The sequence below is a fragment of the Bradyrhizobium sp. HKCCYLRH3097 genome, assembly GCF_051167875.1.
GTDB lineage: Bacteria > Pseudomonadota > Alphaproteobacteria > Rhizobiales > Xanthobacteraceae > Bradyrhizobium.
On sequence record NZ_JBNPTX010000015.1, the window covers coordinates 46,551 to 63,944 of the forward strand.

Here is a 17,394-nt window from a genome sequence, read left to right on the forward strand (position 1 = left end):
ACACTCCATGAGCTCAGGATTCGTGACGACATCGGACGGCACGCAGATCTTCTACAAGGATTGGGGCTCGGGCCAGCCGATCGTCTTCCACCACGGCTGGCCGCTGTCGTCCGACGACTGGGACGCGCAGATGCTGTTCTTCCTCGACAAGGGCTTTCGCGTCATCGCGCATGACCGGCGCGGTCACGGTCGCTCCAGCCAGACGGAGACCGGCAATGAGATGGACACCTATGCGGCCGATGTCGCCGCGCTCGCCGCCAAGCTCGACCTGCGAGACGCGGTCCATGTGGGCCACTCGACCGGTGGCGGCGAGGTCGCGCGCTACGTGGCGAAGCACGGCAAGGGCCGCGTCGCCAAGGCTGCCCTGCTCGGCGCGGTGCCGCCGATCATGCTGAAGACGGAGAGCAATCCCGGCGGGCTGCCGATCGAGGTGTTTGACGGCTTCCGCGCGGCGCTCGCCGCCAACCGCGCGCAATTCTTCCTCGATATTCCGACCGGCCCGTTCTACGGCTTCAATCGCAATGGCGCCAAGGTTTCCGAAGGCGTGATCCGCAACTGGTGGCGCCAGGGCATGATGGGCGGCGCCAAGGCGCATTACGATTGCATCAAGGCGTTCTCCGAAACCGACTTCACCGAGGACCTCAAGGCGATCGACGTGCCGGTGCTGCTGATGCATGGCGAGGACGACCAGATCGTTCCGATCGACGATTCCGCGCGCCTCGGCATCAAGCTGCTGAAGCATGGGACGTTGAAGACTTATGCGGGCTTCCCGCACGGCATGGCGACGACGCATGCGGACGTGATCAATGCGGACCTGCTGGCGTTCGTCAGGGGGTAGCTCGATCATTGCACTTCGCCGAATGCGCATTCCGATGCCGATGAAGCGATAGATCTCAAATCCTGCTCGTCATGGCCGGGCTTGTCCCGGCCATCCACGCAGCACTGCACACGCCGAACGACGTTGATGCCCGGGACAAGCCCGGGCACGACGAGTTCGGGGCTACCATTGATCCACTATCTCAATTTCCGCGTCGGAGACGTCGTCCTGCCTTCTCGCGACGCGCTCCGCGCCCGAGCTATCAAGATCGATTACCCTCTTCGGACAGAGGGCACAGGGAAGGCCGGACCTCGACTGAGGCCCGTGGCCCGCCTGCTCAAAAAATGCAGGCGGCAGGTACCACAGGTTCAGCCGGACGACCCGGCCCTCCCTGTGCGATGGGCTTACGAGTTATACGCAGTCTCCCCGGTGTCCGGCTTGTGAGCCACCGTCGCCCCTGGGATCATCACCCACGGACTTGGCGCCAGCATCGGGGCGCCGGGACGCTGCGATTTCGTCGTCCTGCTGGACTCGTTCGTCCGCGCGCGCATGCGCGCTGCGATCCGACAGGCCACCGCTCCCCGCTTCCTACGTCTCGTGACGATCGCGATGCGCCCCTCCTGTGGAGGCGGGATGCCGGGAAACATCGTCCTGATTTGCCCGACGACACAAGGCGAGCCCCCTGCGGCAGATTGGCTCGACGGGCAATTGGCGCATGGGAGATCGCGCCATTCTGCATATCAGAAACCGGACCGGCTGAGGCTCGGCGCGACCGCGGGAACCGATGGCGCCCGAGGCGCGTTCTCTCACCATCAACGTAATGCGTACGCGATATCCACCGAAGCACGACCTGCTGGCGGGCATCTTTGCATGAAGAATTTTTCCGATGCATCCTTTTCGCCTGACGTCATCGCGCTGATGACCGAAGCCCTCAACGCGTCGGTCGCCGCGCTGCCTGAGCCGGTGAGTTCGACGAACGTGAACCTGCTTGCGGAAGCCGTGCTGCGGGCCGCCAAGGCCGGCGAGCGCGACGTCACCGCGATGCAGCGGCTCGCGCTGCTCGAACTGCAGATCATGCCGCGCATGTAGAGCGGATCACAGGCTTTCCTACAGTCGTAGAGCATTCCCAACGCGCTCACTTCCGGACCTCCTGGCTCGAGATGCGCCGCATGCGGTGCTCCTCACCATGAGGATGTGGGGTCGCGCCTGACGCGCCGCCGGCCTTCCGCGTCCATCCCCCGGCCCCTGCGCCACGTCCCACCCGTTCGCAATTGACAAATCCATTCGTCAATGTCTAACTCCCATCGCCGCCGACAGAGCGGAGCAAAACGGGGAGGATCTTCATGCGACGGCAGCTGCTCGCCTGCGCGTTCCTGGCAACGACGTCATTCATCGCGACAGGCGCTTCAGCCCAGGTTTCTGACGACGTCGTGCGGATCGGCGTGCTCACCGATCTCTCGAGCTGGGGCCGCGACAACAGCGGCCCGGGCTCGGTCGAGGCGGCGAAAATGGCGGTCGAAGAGTTCGGCCCCACCGTGCTCGGCAAGCCGATCGAGATCATCAGCGCCGATCACCAGATGAAGACCGACGTCGGAACGACGGTCGTGCGCGACTGGTTCGACAACGGCAAGGTCGACGCGGTCGTCGACATCCCCAACTCCGGTATCGCGATTGCCGTGCACAACATGGTGCGCGAGCGCAACAAGATCGCGCTGCTGTCAGGGCCCGGCGCGAGTTCGCTGACCGACGAGCTGTGCAGCCCGAACACCGTGCACTTCACCTACGACACCTATGCGCTGTCCAAAGTGACGACCTCGGCCGTGATCAGCCAGGGCGGCAAATCCTGGTACTTCATCACCGCGGATTACGCCTTCGGCCAGCAATTGGAGAAGGACGCCACGCGCTTCATCAAGGAACTCGGCGGCACCATCCTCGGCGGCGTCAAGCATCCGACCAACACCGCCGACTTCTCCTCCTTCGCCTTGCAGGCGCAGAGCTCGAAGGCCGACGTCGTCGCCTTCGCCAATGCCGGGCAGGACACCGACAACGCCATCAAGCAGTCCGGCGAGTTCGGCCTGGTCAAGGGCGGCCAGAAGCTGGTCGGCCTGTTGATGTTCGACACCGACGTGCATGCGATCGGGCTCGAGGCCGCGCAAGGCACCTACATGACCACGGCGTCGTACTGGAACATGGACGACAACACCCGCGCCTGGTCGAAGAAGTTCTTCGCCCGCGCCAAGGTGATGCCGACGATGATCCAGACCGGCGTTTATGGCTCCGTGCTGCACTATCTCAAGGCCATCAAGGCGGCCGGTACCGACGATCCGAAGGCGGTGATGGCGAAGATGCGCGAGCTGCCGATCGAGGATACGTTTGTTCACGGCGGCAAGCTGCGCGAGGACGGCCGCGTCATCCGCGACATGTATCTGGCCCGCGTGAAGAAGCCGTCGGAATCGAAGGAGCCGTGGGACTATCTGGAGATCGTCAAGACCGTGAAGGGCGAGGATGCGTTCCGGCCGGTCTCCGAATCCAAGTGCCCGCTGCTGAAGAAGTAGGAGCGCGCGCATGAGCGGAGCAGATCACCCGGCCGGCGACACCCCTGATTGCGACGTGCTGGTGGTCGGCTCCGGCTGCGCCGGGCTGTCGGCGGCGGTCACCGCCGCCCATGCCGGGCTGAAAGTCATCGTGACCGAGAAGGAGCCGCGCTTCGGCGGCACCACGGCGCGCTCGGGCGGCTGGCTGTGGATTCCCGGCACATCGCTGGCGAAGGCCTGGGGCATCGACGAGCCACCCGAGCTGGCACGCACCTATCTGCGCCATGAGGCCGGCAACAGTTTCGATGCGGCGCGCGTCGACGCGTTCCTGACCAAGGGCCCGGAGGCCGTCGACTTCTTCACCAGCAAGACGGCGCTGAAGTTCGACATGCCGCTGACCTTTCCGGACTACCACGCGGAGGCGCCGGGCGGCACCCAAGGCGGCCGCTCGATGGTGACCCGGCCATTCGACGGCCGCGAGCTTGGGCGTCACATCGAGGATCTCGGCCAGCCCCTGCCCGAGCTCACCGTGTTCGGCATGATGCTCGGCTCCGGCAAGGAGATCATCCACTTCATGCGCGCGACCAAGTCGCTGACGTCGGCGTTCTATGTCGCGAAGCGGCTGTCGAAGCATGCGCTGGACGTGCTGCGCCATGGCCGCGGCATGACGCTGACCAACGGCAATGCGCTGGCGGGGCGGCTGGCGAAATCGGCGTTCGATCTCGGCATTCCCCTGTGGCTGTCGTCGCCGGTGGCCGAGCTGATCCGCGACGGCGATGCCGTGCGCGGCGCCGTGGTGACGCGGCAGGGCAAGCGCATCAGGGTCAATGCGCGGCTCGGCGTGGTGCTGGCCTGCGGCGGCTTCCCGCATGATGTCGACAGGCGCAAGGCAATGTTTCCGCATGCGCCGACCGGCCAGGAGCATGTGTCGCCCGGACCGGTCGGCAACACCGGCGACGGCCTGCGGCTCGCGGAGGCCGTCGGCGGCCGGGTCGAAGACGGCCTGCCGCATGCGGCGGCCTGGGTGCCGGTCTCCGTCACCACGCGCAAGGACGGCAGCAAGGGCGTGATGCCGCACTTCATCGACCGTGCCAAACCCGGCGTGATCGCAGTGACCGCGGACGGCGTGCGCTTCGCCAATGAAGGCAATTCCTACCACGACTTCGTGCAGGCGATGGTCAAGGCGGCCAAGCCCGGCCTCGAGATCGCGGCCTGGCTGATCACCGATCACCGCTCGTTGCGCCGCTACGGCCTCGGCTGCGTGCCGCCGTTCCCGATGCCGCTCGGGCACCATCTGAGCACCGGCTATCTCAAGCGCGGCGCGACGCTCGCCGAGCTCGCGAGCACGACGGGCATCGATCCGCGGGGGCTCGAAGCAACCGTCGCCGCGTTCAACGCCGATGCCGCGCTGGGCCAGGATCCCACGTTCGGCAAGGGCTCGCGCGCCTACAATCGCTATCAGGGCGATGCGCTGCACGGGCCGAACCCGTGTGTGGCGCCGATCAAGGACGGGCCGTTCTACGCCATCAAGATGGTGATCGGCGATCTCGGCACCTATGCCGGCATCCGCACCGATGCGCATGCCCGCGCGCTCGACGCCCAGGGCCACCCGATCGAGGGGCTCTATGCCGCCGGCAACGACATGGCGAGCATCATGGGCGGCAACTATCCGGGCGCCGGCATCACGCTGGGACCGGCGCTGACCTTCGGCTACATTGCCGGCCGCCATCTCGCCGAACGCGCTGGCCAAAGGAGCGCCGCATGAGCGACAGTCAGATGTTGGCCGGCAAACTTGCGCTGGTCACGGGGGCGGCGCACGGCAATGGCCGCGCGATTGCGCTCGGCCTCGCCGGCCGCGGCGCCGATGTCGTCATCACCGACATCGACTTGGAGGGTGCCGAACGTTGCGCCGCCGAGATCCGCGAGCACGGCCGCCAGGCGTGGGCGCATCGGCTGGATGTCACCGACGCCGCCGGATGCACCGCATTGGCGGCGCAATTGCGCGCCGAGGTCGGCGCCATCTCGATCCTCGTCAACAATGCCGGCATCATCATCCGCGAGAACATCGACTCGCCGCGTGCGCCACAGAACTGGCAGCGCGTGCTCGACGTCAATCTCAACGGTGTTTTCAACGTCACCTACGCGTTTCTTGCGGCGCTGCGCGCGACGCGCGGCACGATCGTCAACATCGCATCCGTCGCCTCCTTCATCGGCATCAGCAACACGCTCGGCTACTCGCCGTCCAAGGGCGGGGTGAAGTCGCTGACCCAGGCGCTGGCGCGCGAGCTCGCCGCCGACGGCATCCGCGTCAACGCGATCGCGCCCGGCGTGATCGCCACCGCGATGACGGAGTCGACCCGCAACGATCCCGAGCGGCTCGCCGGCTTCATGAGCCGCACGCCGCTCGGCCGCGTCGGCCAGCCCGAGGAGCTCGCTGGCCCGGTGGCGTTCCTGGTCTCCGACATGGCGTCCTACGTCAACGGCGTCACGCTGCCGGTCGACGGCGGCTTCCTGGCGGTGTAGGCACGGCGCCGGACCAGGGGCACAACAAGACATGGGACGAGAGAGCCGCGGCATCCAGTCGATCGAGGTTGGCGGCACCTTGCTGCAGGCACTGGCCCGCAGCGGCGAGCCGATGATGCTGCGCGACCTCGCGCGCGAGGCCGGGCTGCCGCCGGCCAAGGCCCATCCCTACCTCGTCAGCTTCTCGCGCATCGGTTTGATCGAGCAGGACGAAACCACCGGCCGCTACGAGATCGGCCCGCTGGCGCTCGAGCTCGGCCTGATCAGCCTGCGGCGGCTGTCGGCGGTCCGGATCGCGACGCCGAAGATCGCAGCGCTCGCCGGCGCGATCGATCACGCGGTGTCGCTCGCGGTGTGGGGCACCAATGGCCCAACCGTGGTGCGGCTTGAGGAGCCGAGCCATCCGGTGCACATCGTGATGCGCGTCGGCTCGATCATGGCGCTGCTGGAGACGGCGACGGGCCGCGCGTTCGCGGCGTTCCTGCCGCCGAAGACCGTGAAGGCCGCGCTCGACACCGGCCTCGATCATCTCGGTGTCGGCTACAATCCGAAGCGCGCGCCGAAGAGCCCGAAAGTGGCGGAGATGCTGGCCGAGGTGCGCGCACAGGGCCTGGCGCGCGCCATCGGCGATCCGCTGCCCGGCGTCAATGCCTTCGCCGCACCGGTGTTCGATCACGCCGGCCACGTCGCACTGGTCATCACCGCGATGGGCCCGGCCGGCACCTTCGACGCCGGTTGGCAGTCCCCGCTCGCCAACCGCCTGCGCGCGTGTGCGGCCGAGATCTCCAAGCAGCTCGGCCACGGCATCGCGCAGCCGTGACGCTCAGGCCGCGACCGAGCGTTTCTCCGGCCACGGCTCGGCCCACGCCGGCAGCCGCATCAGGCCATCGAGCCAGCGCACGATGTTCGGAAACGACTCCATCGGCATCTCGGCCTCGCGCCAGTCGGTCGCCATCGAGGCGGCCGCGAAATCGGCGATGGTGAGCCGGTCGCAGGCGATGTGGCTGCGCGCCCGCAGATGCGCATCGAGCACGGCGGCGAAGGTCTTCAGGTTGGCGACCTTGCCGGCCAGCGCGGCACGGTCGGGCGCACCGAGGCCGAACGTCTTGCGGACGATGTGCTCGAAATAGAACGGTCCGACCGCCGGCGCCCAGTGGCAGTCGTTCCAGGCCAGCCAGCGCAGCACCTCGATCTGCTCCTGCGGATTGCGCGCCGGCCACATGTCGCAGCTCTCGCGGATGCAGAGGTGCGCCATGATGGCGGTCGACTCCCACAGCACGGTGTCGCCGTCGACCAGCACCGGCGCCTTCATATTCGGGTTGAGCGCGGCGAACTCCGGCGTCTTCAGGCCGCGGCTGATGTCGATGAACTCGGCGGGCACGCCGAGATGCTTGACCAGCGCGAGCACGCGGCGCGGCGCCTGGGCCTTGATCCAGTAGATCTTCATGACGGGTCTCCATCTCCTGTGCCTTGAAGACGAACGTCGCAGCACCGGATCGACAGTGACGGAGCAAAAATTCAGCGGCGGTTCCGCCGACTCGTACGGTTCCCGTAGCCGTCACATCGCGCGCACCGCCGCCCGTGCGGTGAGAATGCAACCCGGCAGGAACGTGCCCTCCAGCGAACGCTTGCCCGACGCGCCGCCGCCGCCGAAGCCGGCGGCTTCGCCGACCGCATAGAGCCCGCCGATCGGCGCACCCGTGGTGTCGAGCACCCGGCTCTGCAGATCGGTCTTGAGGCCGCCGAGGCTCTTGCGGGTAATCAGTTGCATATGAATGGCGATGTAAGGCCCGGCGCCCGGGGCCTGCAGCGGCGCAGGCTTGCAGGTGCGGAGCTTGTCGGGGCCCCATTGCCGCGCGTGCAGGATGCGGCGCAACTGATCGTCATTGTGGAGCTTGTCGCCATTCCCAAAGTTCGCGTCGAAGGCGTCGGCGGTGGCCTGCAGCACCTCCGGCTTCACGTCGCCGGTGCCGGTCAGCGCATTCATCTTGGCGGCGAGACCGGTCAGCGTCTCGTCGACCAGGAAATGCCGGCTCTCGCGCTGCATCTGCCTGACCAGGCGATGATTGCCGAGCAGCGTCTCCTTGAGGAACATCGGCATCTGCCGGTCGCGGATGCGCGGATTGTGCTCGGCGCCGGAGATGGCGAACTCCTTGGCAGCGATGCGCCAGTTCAACAGATGCCACGTATACGGCTTCTCCTGCGCCGCGACGCGCTGGCACAGATCATGGGTGTCGAAGCCGGTCACCAGCGGCTCGGGCCCGATGCGCTCGCCCCTGTGATTGAGCCACAATGCCGATTTGCACGGCACCAGCGACAGGCCATGGCCCTCGAAATGCGGAAACGGATGCGGGATGCCGGCGGCGTAGTTCCACATCTCGCCGGCATGCGTGATCTCGGCGCCGAACGCCTCGGCCGCGTGGTGATGCAACTTGCCGTCGGAGAACGGATGCGCGCCATTGAGCATCGCCGCCGGCAGCGGCCGGCCCTTGATCCAGTTGGCGCGGGCCTCCGCATGGCTGCCATTGAGGCCGCCCATCGCCAGCACCGTCAGCGGCGCGGCGATGCGGATTTCGGCGCCCGTCTCCTCGTTGACGGCGACCACGCCCGATACTGCGCCGGCAGCGCAATCGAGGCTGACAACGCGATGACGGTGCAGCACCGTCAGCCTGCCGCCACCGTCGGCCCCGCGCATCGCTTCGATCATTACGCGCGTGAGCCGCTGCGAGGTGCCCCAGACGATGTGATAGCGCGGCAGCGCATTACCGTCGCCGTACCGGCCGCGCTCGACCCAGTTCACTGCCGGCATGAACGTCACGCCGTGCGCCAGCAGCCAGTCGTAGACCTCGCTGCGGGAATGCGCGACGTAGTAGCGCGCCCATTGCAGCGGCCAGTGCTCGGCGGCATCGAGCTCGCCGAACCTGATCCAGTCGCGCAACGCGATCTCCGGCGTATCCGGGATCTTCATGCGCGCCTGCAGCGGCGTGCCGATCAGCGCCATGCCGCCGAATGCCCACAGCGCCAGCCCGCCGAGCCGCTCGGGCGTGTCCCGGTCCACGATCGTCACCGACTTGCCGGCGCGCAGTGCCTCCAGCGCGGTGACGATGCCGGCAAGACCGCCGCCGGCGATGACAACATCGGATTGCAGCGTCGCGCTCATGTCACGGCGCGATCTTGCGCTTGAGCATCCGCGCCACCGGCAGCGGAACGCGGTCGAGCGATCCCAGGAGGTGCGGCAGGAGCTTCAGCTTGAGGCCGGTCAGCGCCGGCGGCACCATCGCCTCGATCAGATGGGGCCCCGGCCGCGCCAGCGCCCCCTGCAAGGCGCTGGTGAGTTCGTCCGGCGTGGTGACGCGGGTCGATCGCACGCCCATGCCGTCGGCGATCTGCGCGAGCTTGAGGACCGGCCCGTGCAGGTCGAGCTGCGCCCGCGCCTTCGGTCCGATCTCCTCGGCGCCGACCCGTTCCAGCTCGACGTTGAGCACCGAGTAGGAGGCGTTGTTGAAGATGATGGCGGTGACGTTGAGCCGCTCGCGCGCGATCGTCCACAGCGACTGGATCGTGTACATCGAGCTGCCGTCGCCGATCAGCGCGATCACCGGCCGGTCGGGACAGGCGATCGCCGCCCCGATCGCATTCGGCAGCCCCTGCCCGATGGCGCCGCCGGTCAAAGTGATCAGATCGTGGCGCGGCGCGCCCGCGGTGAATTTCGACAGCATCAGGCCGGAGCTGATCGCCTCGTCGATGATGATGGCGTTCTCGGGCAGGAGGTGACCAACGGCCTTGCAGACCTTTTCCGCGGTCAGCTTCTTGCCGCGCGGACGCCCGGGCCGCGAGGCCGGCGACAATGCCGGCGTGGCGCGCCCGGCCTCCAGGGCGGCGGCAAGCCTGGTCAGGCTGCACGCGGCGTGCTGCGCCGGCGTCGACAAGGTCAGCACCTTGCAGCCGTCATGCGGCAGATAGCTCTTCTTGCCGGGATAGGCGAAGAACGACACCGGCGCCTTGGCGTCGACCAGGATCAGGGTGTCGATCTCCTTGAGCTGGATCTGCGCCATCTCGGCGAGATAGGCGATCCGCTCGACGGCCGGCAGGCCCGCTCCACGCTGCATGCGTGTCGGAAACGTTTCGGCATAGACTTTCACACCGCAGGTCGCGGCGATGCGCGCGGCCGCCAGCAGCGACTCCTCGTGCAGCGCCGTGCCTCCGAGTAGAAAAGCGCTGCGGCCGCCCGCCCTGATCGCCTCGGCGACGGCCTGCACGGTCGCATCGTCCGCAGGCGCCGGCGGCTCGATCACCGGCGCCGGCTCGGCGACGCCGCCCTCACCCCAGGACACGTCGGCCGGCAGGATCAGCGTCGCGACCTGTCCGGGCCAGGAGCACGCCGCCTTCACGGCCGCCACCGCGTCGCGGCACAGCTCCGACGTCACCTGCGAGGTCCAGACGAATTCCGGCGAGACGTTGCGCGCGACGGTCTCGATATCGGACTGGAGCTGCGCGTCATACGGGACATGATAGGTGGCGTGGTCGCCGACGATGTTGACGACGGGCACCTTGCCCTTGCGCGCATTGTGCAGATTGGCGAGGCCGTTGCCGAGGCCGCAACCGAGATGCAGCAGCGTTGCCGCGGGCGTGCCGGTCATCCGGGCGTAGCCGTCCGCCGCACCGGTCGCCACCCCTTCGAACAGGCACAGCACGGCGCGCATCTCCGGCGCGGAGTCCAGCGCCGCGACGAAATGCATCTCGGAGGTGCCGGGATTGGTGAAGCAGACCCGAATGCCGGAATTGACCAGGGTCCGTATCAGAGCTTGTGCGCCGTTGGGCATGAGAAAAGCCTGTTGCGGGGAAACTGCCGCAGCTCGGGGCGACTTGGCCGGCCCCGCCATGGCATTTCCCCTGTTTGTATTTGTGCCATTTTGGAATTGACGGTCTCAGAAATCCAATGAATTGTTATGCTTTGATCAATGAGCTGGGGTCATCGATGCACACACCAACGTTGCGTCAGTTGCAGCAGCTGGTCTACCTCGCGGAAGAGCGGCATTTCGCCCGGGCCGCCAAGCGCGCCCATGTCACCCAGTCGGCGCTGAGCCGCAGCCTGCAGACCCTGGAGGACGAAGCGGGGATGCGGCTGTTCGACCGCAGCTCGCGCTCGGTGGAGATCACGGCGGTCGGCGAACGGCTGGTGGCGCGGGCGCGCTCGCTGTTGTCGGGCGCCGACGATCTCGGCCGCGAGATGCGGCTGTTGCGCTCGGGCGATGCCGGCCAGGTGACGGTGGGCGTCGGCGCGTTCACGGGCCTAGTGCTGCTGCCGGATGCGATGGCGCAGCTGTATGCCGAGCATCCATCCGTGCGCATCAAGCTGGTGCAGGACAATTGGCGCGCCCTGATGGACGTGCTGCAACAAGGCAAGCTCGATTTCTTCCTGGCGCACATCACCGACATCAGGACCGACGACAGCCTGGACCTCGAGCCGCTCGGAAGCCTTCCCGGCTACTTCTACTGCCGGCCGACCCATCCGTTGGCGGGGCGACGGGAGCTGTCGGCGCGCGATCTGGCCGGCCAGCACTTCGCCTCCGTCGCGCTGCCGCCGGACTTCAGCCGGCGGCTGGACGACCTGATCGCCGCGCCACGGGGACGCGGTTTCAATGTCGCCCTCGAATCCGAGAACGCCGGCCTGCTGGTGCAAATGGCGGTCCGCTCGGACGTCGTGCTCGTCGCGGGGGATGCGGTCGTCACCCACGAGCTGGCCTCCGGTCAGCTGGTCCGGCTCAATGTGGCCGAGCTGAAAGAGCCACGCGCATCCGACCTGCTGCTGGCGCAGTTCGGCATCCTGCGCCTGAAGGGCCGCACCCTGTCGCCGGCGGCGATGATGCTGATGGACATGGTGCGCGCGCAAGCCGCGCAAATGCTGACCGGACCGCGCCGGCCGCCGGCTCCGCGCGCCGCACGCAACGCGCATCGATCTCGGCCGAGATCACGCAAGAAGCCGGGTGCACCCCGGCGCAACCGGTCGCGAAGTCATACCAGGAGCAAAGCCTGACCGGGGCGTGGCCCTGCGCCATCATCCGACGGCCGCGCGGCGCGACATCTCCTCCAGAACCCGCATTGCCTGCTCTGCCTGCGCTTCGGGTACGAACAGGTGATCATGATGAAAGGCCGAGACCGCGTTGACACCGATGCCAGCAGCAGCCAGCGCCGCTGTCACCCTGGCGAGGAAGCCCACCGCGTCGAGCGCTGATAGCACCGACAGCGTGATCAGGCGCGAGGTGAAGCGATACGCCAGCCCTGCCCGTTCGGCGTCCTCGCGCCGGACGATGAGAGTGTCACCCTCGCGCTCCCGGAACAGCATCAGCGGCGACAGCATCGCGGCAATCGCATCGCCGGCGCTGAGCGTGCAGAACACGAAGACGCCATCCTGCAGCTCGGGAGCCATCGTGCGCAGCAGCGTATCGAGGTTGCGTTCGCCCGCCATGGATCCCCGTCAGTTCGCCGCCAGGCGCTCGCGCCCATGCGGCGAGGTGAAATCCTGCCGCGGCCCGACCGGGACGATGCCGGTCGGATTGATGGTGCGATGGCTCTCGTAGTAGTGCCGCTTGATGTGCTCAAAATTCACCGTCGCGGCAATCCCCGGCCATTGGTAGAGATCGCGCGTGTAGGCTGAAAGATGCCGATAGTCGGCGATGCGGCGGATGTTGCACTTGAAGTGGCCGACATAGACGGCATCGAAGCGGATCAGCGTCGTGAACAGCCGGATGTCGGCCTCGGTCATGGTGTCGCCGAGCAGGAAGCGGCGCGCCGACAGCCGCTCCTCCAGCCAGTCGAGCGTGGCGAACAGCGGGCCGATCGCCTCCTCATAGGCGGATTGCGTGGTCGCGAAGCCGCACTTGTAGACGCCGTTGTTCAGCGTGTCGTAGACGCGCGCATTGATGGCGTCGATCTCCTCGCGCTGGGCTTGCGGATAATAGTCGCCTTGCCTGGCGCCGACGCCGTCGAACGCCGAGTTCAGCATGCGGATGATCTCTGACGACTCGTTGTTGACGATGGTGCGGTTTTGCTTGTCCCAGAGCACGGGCACGGTGACGCGGCCGGAATAATGCGGCTCCGCGGCGGTGTAGACCTGATGCAGAAGGCCGGCGTGATTGACGCTGTCGGCCACGACGCCCGGCCCCTCGGCAAACGTCCAGCCCTGCTCGCGCATCAGCCAGTGCACGACCGATACCGAAATCATGTCATCGAGCCCCTTCAGCGCGCGCATGATCAGGGTGCGGTGAGCCCACGGGCAGGCCAGGCTGACATAGAGATGATAGCGGCCCGCTTCGGCCGCGAAGCCGCCGGTGCCGGATGGGCCCGGACGGCCGTCAGCCGTGACGAAGCTGCGGAACGCCGAATCCTTGCGGATGAAACGGCCGCCGGACGCCGCCGTGTCGTACCAGACGTCGTGCCATTGGCCGTCGACCAGGACTCCCATGACGCTCTCCTCTCACACCGTGGCCTGTGCGCAGGACTGCAACCTGCAGCCCCTTCGCCTGGGCCCTTACGTGACAGGAGTACACGTCACCCCGCCGCTGCGCCAGCAGAGAGCACGCTCCGAGAAGACGGCTCCGCCGAACACGCGGTCACGACTGGAACGGGATGGTGCGCCCCGGCTGCGCCGCCTGTTCCCGCGTATAGGAGACGCCGTGCACCTTCACGCCCGCGGCATTCAACAGCGTGATGATGCCGCCCCGGTTCGACAGCGCGACCGGCGCGACGATGGGCACCACCAGGGTGGCGCCGCGCCCGATCATGCCGCTCAGTTGCATGGCGTTCTTCTGCTTGTCCTTGATCTGCCAGCCGGTGAGATCGACGTCGACATCGGCGGTGTTCAGCAGCGTGACCGTCTCGTGCTCCGGCGTGCGCACGTCGTTGACATAGGCCGCGATGATCCGCACCAGCCCGTCGGGCACGTCGAGCGGCGGAATGTGGTCGCGGTCGGGAGGCGTATGCGGCGCGTTCGGGTAATCGGGATCGGGCGGAAGGATGACCCCTCCGCTGGCATCGTCCGAATGCCAGGCCTGGGTCTGGAATTTCAGGAAGATGGCGACCCATTGCTGCTGGCCGGGAAACTCGAAGAGCAGTCCGCCATCCTGCCAGGGACCGTTGTCCTTGGCATATTGGCCGGGCGGATTGCCCTGGTTGAAATGGATGTCGTGGATACCGCGGCCGGGCTTGAAGCCGAAATAGCGGTCCGCCTTCTCCTCCGGTCCCCATGCGACGCCGAAGGCATAGATGAGAGCCGTCTCGTCGGACATGGCGCGCTGAACGTAGGCGTCGATCTTCTCGTTGAGATCGTTGTCGGGGCCCGCGGCCGACAGCGGCAGCGGCTTCAGCTCCCATGGCTGCATCAGATTGCCCCGGATGAAATCGAGCGCCACGCCGCCGGGCTTGCTCTCCAACGGATGCAGCCCTTCCGAAAACGCCTTCAGGTCGTCGACGATTGGATGTTCGAAGCGCGAGCGGACCAGGAATTCGACCTCGCTGCCATCCTGGGAGCGGACATTGATGGCGATGCGATAGAGCTCACCGTCGGCGGAGACCTGCACCTGATAGTGCGGACTGCTTCCCGTCGCCAGACGATTGTTGATGGGCCGACCCTTGAGAAGCGAATAGTCGTTCAATGGCATGGTCGTCTCCAACTCTGTCCGTAGCGACATCTAGGACGAGAACAGCAATCGATCGCGTTCAGCCTGCGACCCCTCGACATAGAAGCGCTCGAACCAGGCCGGCTTGCCGGACAATGCGGTCGGCTTGCGCAGCGTGATCGCGGCAGGCGCGGATGCAGCGCGCTGCCGCTCGGACTTGCCGTGGAACGCGTCGCGCATCCGGTTGCGAAACTGCAGGTGATCGAACACGCGGGTGGCCTCGATCGCATAGGACGTCGCGATCTTTCGGTCCTCGATCATGATGAGATGGTCGCCGTTGCCCTTCTCGCCGCTCGGCGAGAAGTTGCTCGATCCGGTGAACACTTTCGCGGTCGGCAGGCTGAAATCGGTCACCAGGAATTTGTGATGGATGTTGCGGCCCTTGCCGCCGGACCATTCGCTGCGGAACGGCTCCGGCGCCTTGCTCGCGAGATAGGCGAAATCGACGAGACCGATCGAGCCGTCGGGCTTGCGCAGCTCCAGCGCGCCGCGCTTGTCGACCGTGCCGTAGCTGAAGATCGGCCGCTCCATCACGCGGTCGAACGCCTCCTTGGTCGGACCGTCGCCGAGCTGGCTCAGAAACGCGACCGAGTAGAACACCGACGAGGAGGCCTGATCGATCGCGGCCCGGATCGGATTGAGCGAGAGATCGGTGGCCTGATGCGGCGAGAAGCAGAGCTGTACGGTCGGCTTTCCCTCGGAATGGACGGCGTGCCATTTCTTGGAGAAATCATTCTTCCGGAAGAGCGAGGGGTCGTCGAAGGCGATGTCGAACATCTCGCCGAACAGCCCGGCGACGTCCTGCGAATGAAAGACCAGCATGTTGTTGGCCTGAATATAGAGGCCGCGGAAGGTGAAATTGGTCGAGCCGCAGAGCACCTTCTCGGGCTTGCCATTGCGGCGCGTGATCAGGACCTTGTTGTGCTGGAGATTGCTGAAATGCGTGCGCAGCACGGCAGCACCCGCCTGCTTGAAGCGCTTGGCGCTGCGCGATTCCGCGCTGCCGGGCAGCTTGTGGCTGTTATCCTTGGCGTTGGAGTCGTCGATGATCGCGCGCAGCCGCGGGCCGAACTGCTCCAGCAGGCCGATCACATCGGGCTCATTGAGGTCATAGGCCATCACGTCGAGCGTGAGCCCGGGATCCGCCAGGGCCTCTTTCAAAAAGCCGAACAGGAGGTCGTAGGCCTCGAACCCCAGCCACTCATAGACGCTGTCGCCGGCCTCGTTGGTGAGGTCGAGCTTGTCGAAGCTCGGCCCGTCGCGGCTCTCGACGGGGATGATCTCGGCATTGTTGCCGAACTGATCGCGATAGGCCTGCGACGAGGCGAAGTTGCGGGTGAAACCGATGTCGATCAGACCGTCATAGGTCACGGCGCTCTGCGTGATGTCGAGCGTGAGGCTGGTCCCCGCAACCAGCGTGCCGTCGTTGCGCATATGCTGCTTGGCGACGCGATATGTATAGACGCCATCCTTGGGCCGGTAGGGAAAGTGGATCCAGCGGAATTTCTGGAACGGCGCCTCGGTCGACGGGAAATTCCGGTTGCCGTCGACCGCCGCACCGGCGCCGGCCGGATAGGAAAACGCGATCCTATTGCGCAACTGGGAAAAATCCCGCGCGCCCGGCGACTTCACCTCGATCGAGAATCCGACAAGATCGGGTTCGGGCTCGGCGACGTCGAAGCCGATCATCGTCATGCGCTCTCCACGCCACAGCTTGGACGTGAACCCGTTGCTGGATTTGCTGTTCTCGAAATCGCTCATGATCGAAATGCCCCACGGTGATGAAAAAAGGCGCGCACGAAACGCATCTCGCCGAAGGGCTGCAATCTTCGCCAGGACCCGCGGCCGACGCAACCTCAAAATGATTGGAAAATGTTCATCAACCAGGATTGTTGCATGATCCTACGTCGGTCATGTGAAGACGGATGTGAATGACGTCACAGTCGAAGACGGTATCCGGATCAGCTTTGCCATGATGCCGGCGCGTGTGTCGTCAGTCTCGACGTTGGCGAACGAGCGCGCGGGCACATGACGACGAACGTCGAAAACGAGCCCTATCGCGAGGCGGGCCTTGCCCGCGTCACGGCGTTGATGAAGCCCTCGCGGGCGTCGGAATGGCCCTGCCCGCGCGGCTCCAACACGTGACGGAGAAGGAACAGGCCGGTCAGCCGGAAACCGTCGAGCAGATCCTGCTGCGACCAGCCATGGCCCTGCTCGCTCTCGCGCAGGAAGGGCGGCAACGGCAGCAGCCGGTCGGCCCATGGCGCGCCGGCCGTGCGCGACACCGCGCCGCCCGACTTCGGCGATACGTAGATCAGGTCCGAGGTCTCGCCGGTCGCAGCGCAGGAGTCGAGATCGAGCCCGAAGCCGAGTTCGGCGAGGATCGCCAGCTCGAAGCGCACGATGTGGGCGGCGGCGCCGCCCGCATCCTCGAAATCATCGAGCGCATGTTCGAGCCGCAGATACATGTCTTCGTGCGGATCGCGCTCCGGCAACAGCCGGGCCAGCGAGGCAAGATGCGTCACGCCGTAGGCGCCGTGTTGCGCGGAGATCAGCCCCGCCGCCCGCAAGGTCAGCGCGTCGATGGCGTACATGCCGAGATGCTCGTCGAGCCGCGCGCGCCAGATCGCGCGCACCGTGTTGCCCGGCTGCAGCACCGGCCGCATGCGCTTGCCGCTCGCCCCGCGCACGAGACCGAGATGCCGGCCATGCTCGCGGGTCAGCAGCTCGACGACCGCCGAGGATTCGCCGTGCCGTCGCACGCCCAGCACGATGCCGTCATCGGTCCATTCCATCGGTGTGGGATCTCCACCACTCGCAGACGCCAAGCCGTGAGCGCCAG

15 protein-coding genes are annotated in these 17,394 nt (G+C 66.6%); 7 read left to right on the forward strand and 8 right to left on the reverse strand.

All coding sequences use genetic code 11. The features are described from left to right. Nucleotides 1-7 precede the first annotated feature (7 nt). From ACQR0U_RS28565 to ACQR0U_RS28590, 6 genes are all read left to right on the forward strand, one after another. Nucleotides 8-838, forward strand: a complete 831-nt coding sequence (locus tag ACQR0U_RS28565) for an alpha/beta fold hydrolase (protein WP_315827213.1) — start codon at nt 8-10, stop codon at nt 836-838. A 612-nt stretch (nt 839-1,450) separates the two neighbouring features. After that, nucleotides 1,451-1,906 (forward strand): hypothetical protein, encoded by a 456-nt coding sequence (locus ACQR0U_RS28570; RefSeq protein WP_409999253.1) that lies wholly within the window; start codon nt 1,451-1,453, stop codon nt 1,904-1,906. Nucleotides 1,907-2,160: 254 nt separating this feature from the next. Continuing rightward, the gene (locus tag ACQR0U_RS28575) at nt 2,161-3,372 is read left to right on the forward strand and encodes an ABC transporter substrate-binding protein (protein ID WP_316165162.1); all 1,212 of its coding nucleotides are present in this window, start codon (nt 2,161-2,163) and stop codon (nt 3,370-3,372) included. Nucleotides 3,373-3,382: 10 nt separating this feature from the next. Continuing rightward, nucleotides 3,383-5,116 carry an FAD-dependent oxidoreductase gene (locus ACQR0U_RS28580; protein WP_434843807.1) on the forward strand — a complete coding sequence of 578 codons (1,734 nt, stop codon included), beginning with the start codon at nt 3,383-3,385 and terminating at the stop codon, nt 5,114-5,116. After that, complete coding sequence (locus ACQR0U_RS28585; protein ID WP_315711418.1) at nt 5,113-5,874, forward strand: SDR family NAD(P)-dependent oxidoreductase; 762 nt, start codon at nt 5,113-5,115, stop codon at nt 5,872-5,874. The genes ACQR0U_RS28580 and ACQR0U_RS28585 overlap by 4 nt, the downstream gene beginning before the upstream one ends. 31 nt (nt 5,875-5,905) lie before the next feature. Next, nucleotides 5,906-6,694: an IclR family transcriptional regulator gene (locus tag ACQR0U_RS28590; RefSeq protein WP_316165159.1), complete on the forward strand. Its 789-nt coding sequence runs from the start codon at nt 5,906-5,908 to the stop codon at nt 6,692-6,694. A gap of 3 nt (nt 6,695-6,697) precedes the next feature. Here the strand turns inward: ACQR0U_RS28590 and ACQR0U_RS28595 are convergent, their stop codons facing one another. From ACQR0U_RS28595 to ACQR0U_RS28605, 3 genes are all read right to left on the reverse strand, one after another. Then, nucleotides 6,698-7,321 (reverse strand): glutathione S-transferase family protein, encoded by a 624-nt coding sequence (locus ACQR0U_RS28595; RefSeq protein ID WP_316165158.1) that lies wholly within the window; start codon nt 7,319-7,321, stop codon nt 6,698-6,700. A 111-nt stretch (nt 7,322-7,432) separates the two neighbouring features. Beyond that, nucleotides 7,433-9,034: an FAD-binding protein gene (locus ACQR0U_RS28600; protein WP_434843808.1), complete on the reverse strand. Its 1,602-nt coding sequence runs from the start codon at nt 9,032-9,034 to the stop codon at nt 7,433-7,435. 1 nt (nt 9,035) lies between these two features. Then, entirely contained in the window at nt 9,036-10,697 is a 1,662-nt protein-coding gene (locus ACQR0U_RS28605) for an acetolactate synthase large subunit (RefSeq protein WP_315711412.1), read from the reverse strand. A gap of 155 nt (nt 10,698-10,852) precedes the next feature. Here ACQR0U_RS28605 and ACQR0U_RS28610 point away from each other — a divergent pair, with 155 nt between their 5' ends. Then, on the forward strand, nt 10,853-11,911 hold the full coding sequence (locus ACQR0U_RS28610) for a LysR family transcriptional regulator (protein WP_315711411.1): 1,059 nt from the start codon (nt 10,853-10,855) through the stop codon (nt 11,909-11,911). 21 nt (nt 11,912-11,932) lie between these two features. On the opposite strand, the gene ACQR0U_RS28615 is transcribed toward ACQR0U_RS28610, so the two are convergent. From ACQR0U_RS28615 to recO, 5 genes are all read right to left on the reverse strand, one after another. Beyond that, nucleotides 11,933-12,343 (reverse strand): ACT domain-containing protein, encoded by a 411-nt coding sequence (locus ACQR0U_RS28615; RefSeq protein ID WP_315752937.1) that lies wholly within the window; start codon nt 12,341-12,343, stop codon nt 11,933-11,935. A gap of 9 nt (nt 12,344-12,352) precedes the next feature. Further along, nucleotides 12,353-13,339 carry a glutathione S-transferase family protein gene (locus ACQR0U_RS28620; RefSeq protein WP_315752938.1) on the reverse strand — a complete coding sequence of 329 codons (987 nt, stop codon included), beginning with the start codon at nt 13,337-13,339 and terminating at the stop codon, nt 12,353-12,355. Between the two features lie 148 nt (nt 13,340-13,487). Next, nucleotides 13,488-14,534, reverse strand: coding sequence for a DUF2278 family protein (locus tag ACQR0U_RS28625; protein WP_315752939.1), 1,047 nt, complete (start codon nt 14,532-14,534; stop codon nt 13,488-13,490). Nucleotides 14,535-14,564: 30 nt separating this feature from the next. Continuing rightward, nucleotides 14,565-16,313: a phospholipase D-like domain-containing protein gene (locus tag ACQR0U_RS28630; RefSeq protein ID WP_434872346.1), complete on the reverse strand. Its 1,749-nt coding sequence runs from the start codon at nt 16,311-16,313 to the stop codon at nt 14,565-14,567. Nucleotides 16,314-16,606: 293 nt separating this feature from the next. After that, entirely contained in the window at nt 16,607-17,347 is a 741-nt protein-coding gene (gene recO / locus ACQR0U_RS28635; protein ID WP_315711403.1) for a DNA repair protein RecO, read from the reverse strand. Nucleotides 17,348-17,394: the final 47 nt, after the last annotated feature.

Bases quoted from the DNA above. Each gene is read 5' to 3' on its own strand.
- ACQR0U_RS28565 (WP_315827213.1), top strand. From the start codon at position 8: ATGAGCTCAGGATTCGTGACGACATCGGACGGCACGCAGATCTTCTAC.
- ACQR0U_RS28570 (WP_409999253.1), top strand. From the start codon at position 1,451: ATGCCGGGAAACATCGTCCTGATTTGCCCGACGACACAAGGCGAGCCC.
- ACQR0U_RS28575 (WP_316165162.1), top strand. From the start codon at position 2,161: ATGCGACGGCAGCTGCTCGCCTGCGCGTTCCTGGCAACGACGTCATTC.
- ACQR0U_RS28580 (WP_434843807.1), top strand. From the start codon at position 3,383: ATGAGCGGAGCAGATCACCCGGCCGGCGACACCCCTGATTGCGACGTG.
- ACQR0U_RS28585 (WP_315711418.1), top strand. From the start codon at position 5,113: ATGAGCGACAGTCAGATGTTGGCCGGCAAACTTGCGCTGGTCACGGGG.
- ACQR0U_RS28590 (WP_316165159.1), top strand. From the start codon at position 5,906: ATGGGACGAGAGAGCCGCGGCATCCAGTCGATCGAGGTTGGCGGCACC.
- ACQR0U_RS28595 (WP_316165158.1), bottom strand. From the start codon at position 7,321: ATGAAGATCTACTGGATCAAGGCCCAGGCGCCGCGCCGCGTGCTCGCG.
- ACQR0U_RS28600 (WP_434843808.1), bottom strand. From the start codon at position 9,034: ATGAGCGCGACGCTGCAATCCGATGTTGTCATCGCCGGCGGCGGTCTT.
- ACQR0U_RS28605 (WP_315711412.1), bottom strand. From the start codon at position 10,697: ATGCCCAACGGCGCACAAGCTCTGATACGGACCCTGGTCAATTCCGGC.
- ACQR0U_RS28610 (WP_315711411.1), top strand. From the start codon at position 10,853: ATGCACACACCAACGTTGCGTCAGTTGCAGCAGCTGGTCTACCTCGCG.
- ACQR0U_RS28615 (WP_315752937.1), bottom strand. From the start codon at position 12,343: ATGGCGGGCGAACGCAACCTCGATACGCTGCTGCGCACGATGGCTCCC.
- ACQR0U_RS28620 (WP_315752938.1), bottom strand. From the start codon at position 13,339: ATGGGAGTCCTGGTCGACGGCCAATGGCACGACGTCTGGTACGACACG.
- ACQR0U_RS28625 (WP_315752939.1), bottom strand. From the start codon at position 14,534: ATGCCATTGAACGACTATTCGCTTCTCAAGGGTCGGCCCATCAACAAT.
- ACQR0U_RS28630 (WP_434872346.1), bottom strand. From the start codon at position 16,313: ATGAGCGATTTCGAGAACAGCAAATCCAGCAACGGGTTCACGTCCAAG.
- recO (WP_315711403.1), bottom strand. From the start codon at position 17,347: ATGGAATGGACCGATGACGGCATCGTGCTGGGCGTGCGACGGCACGGC.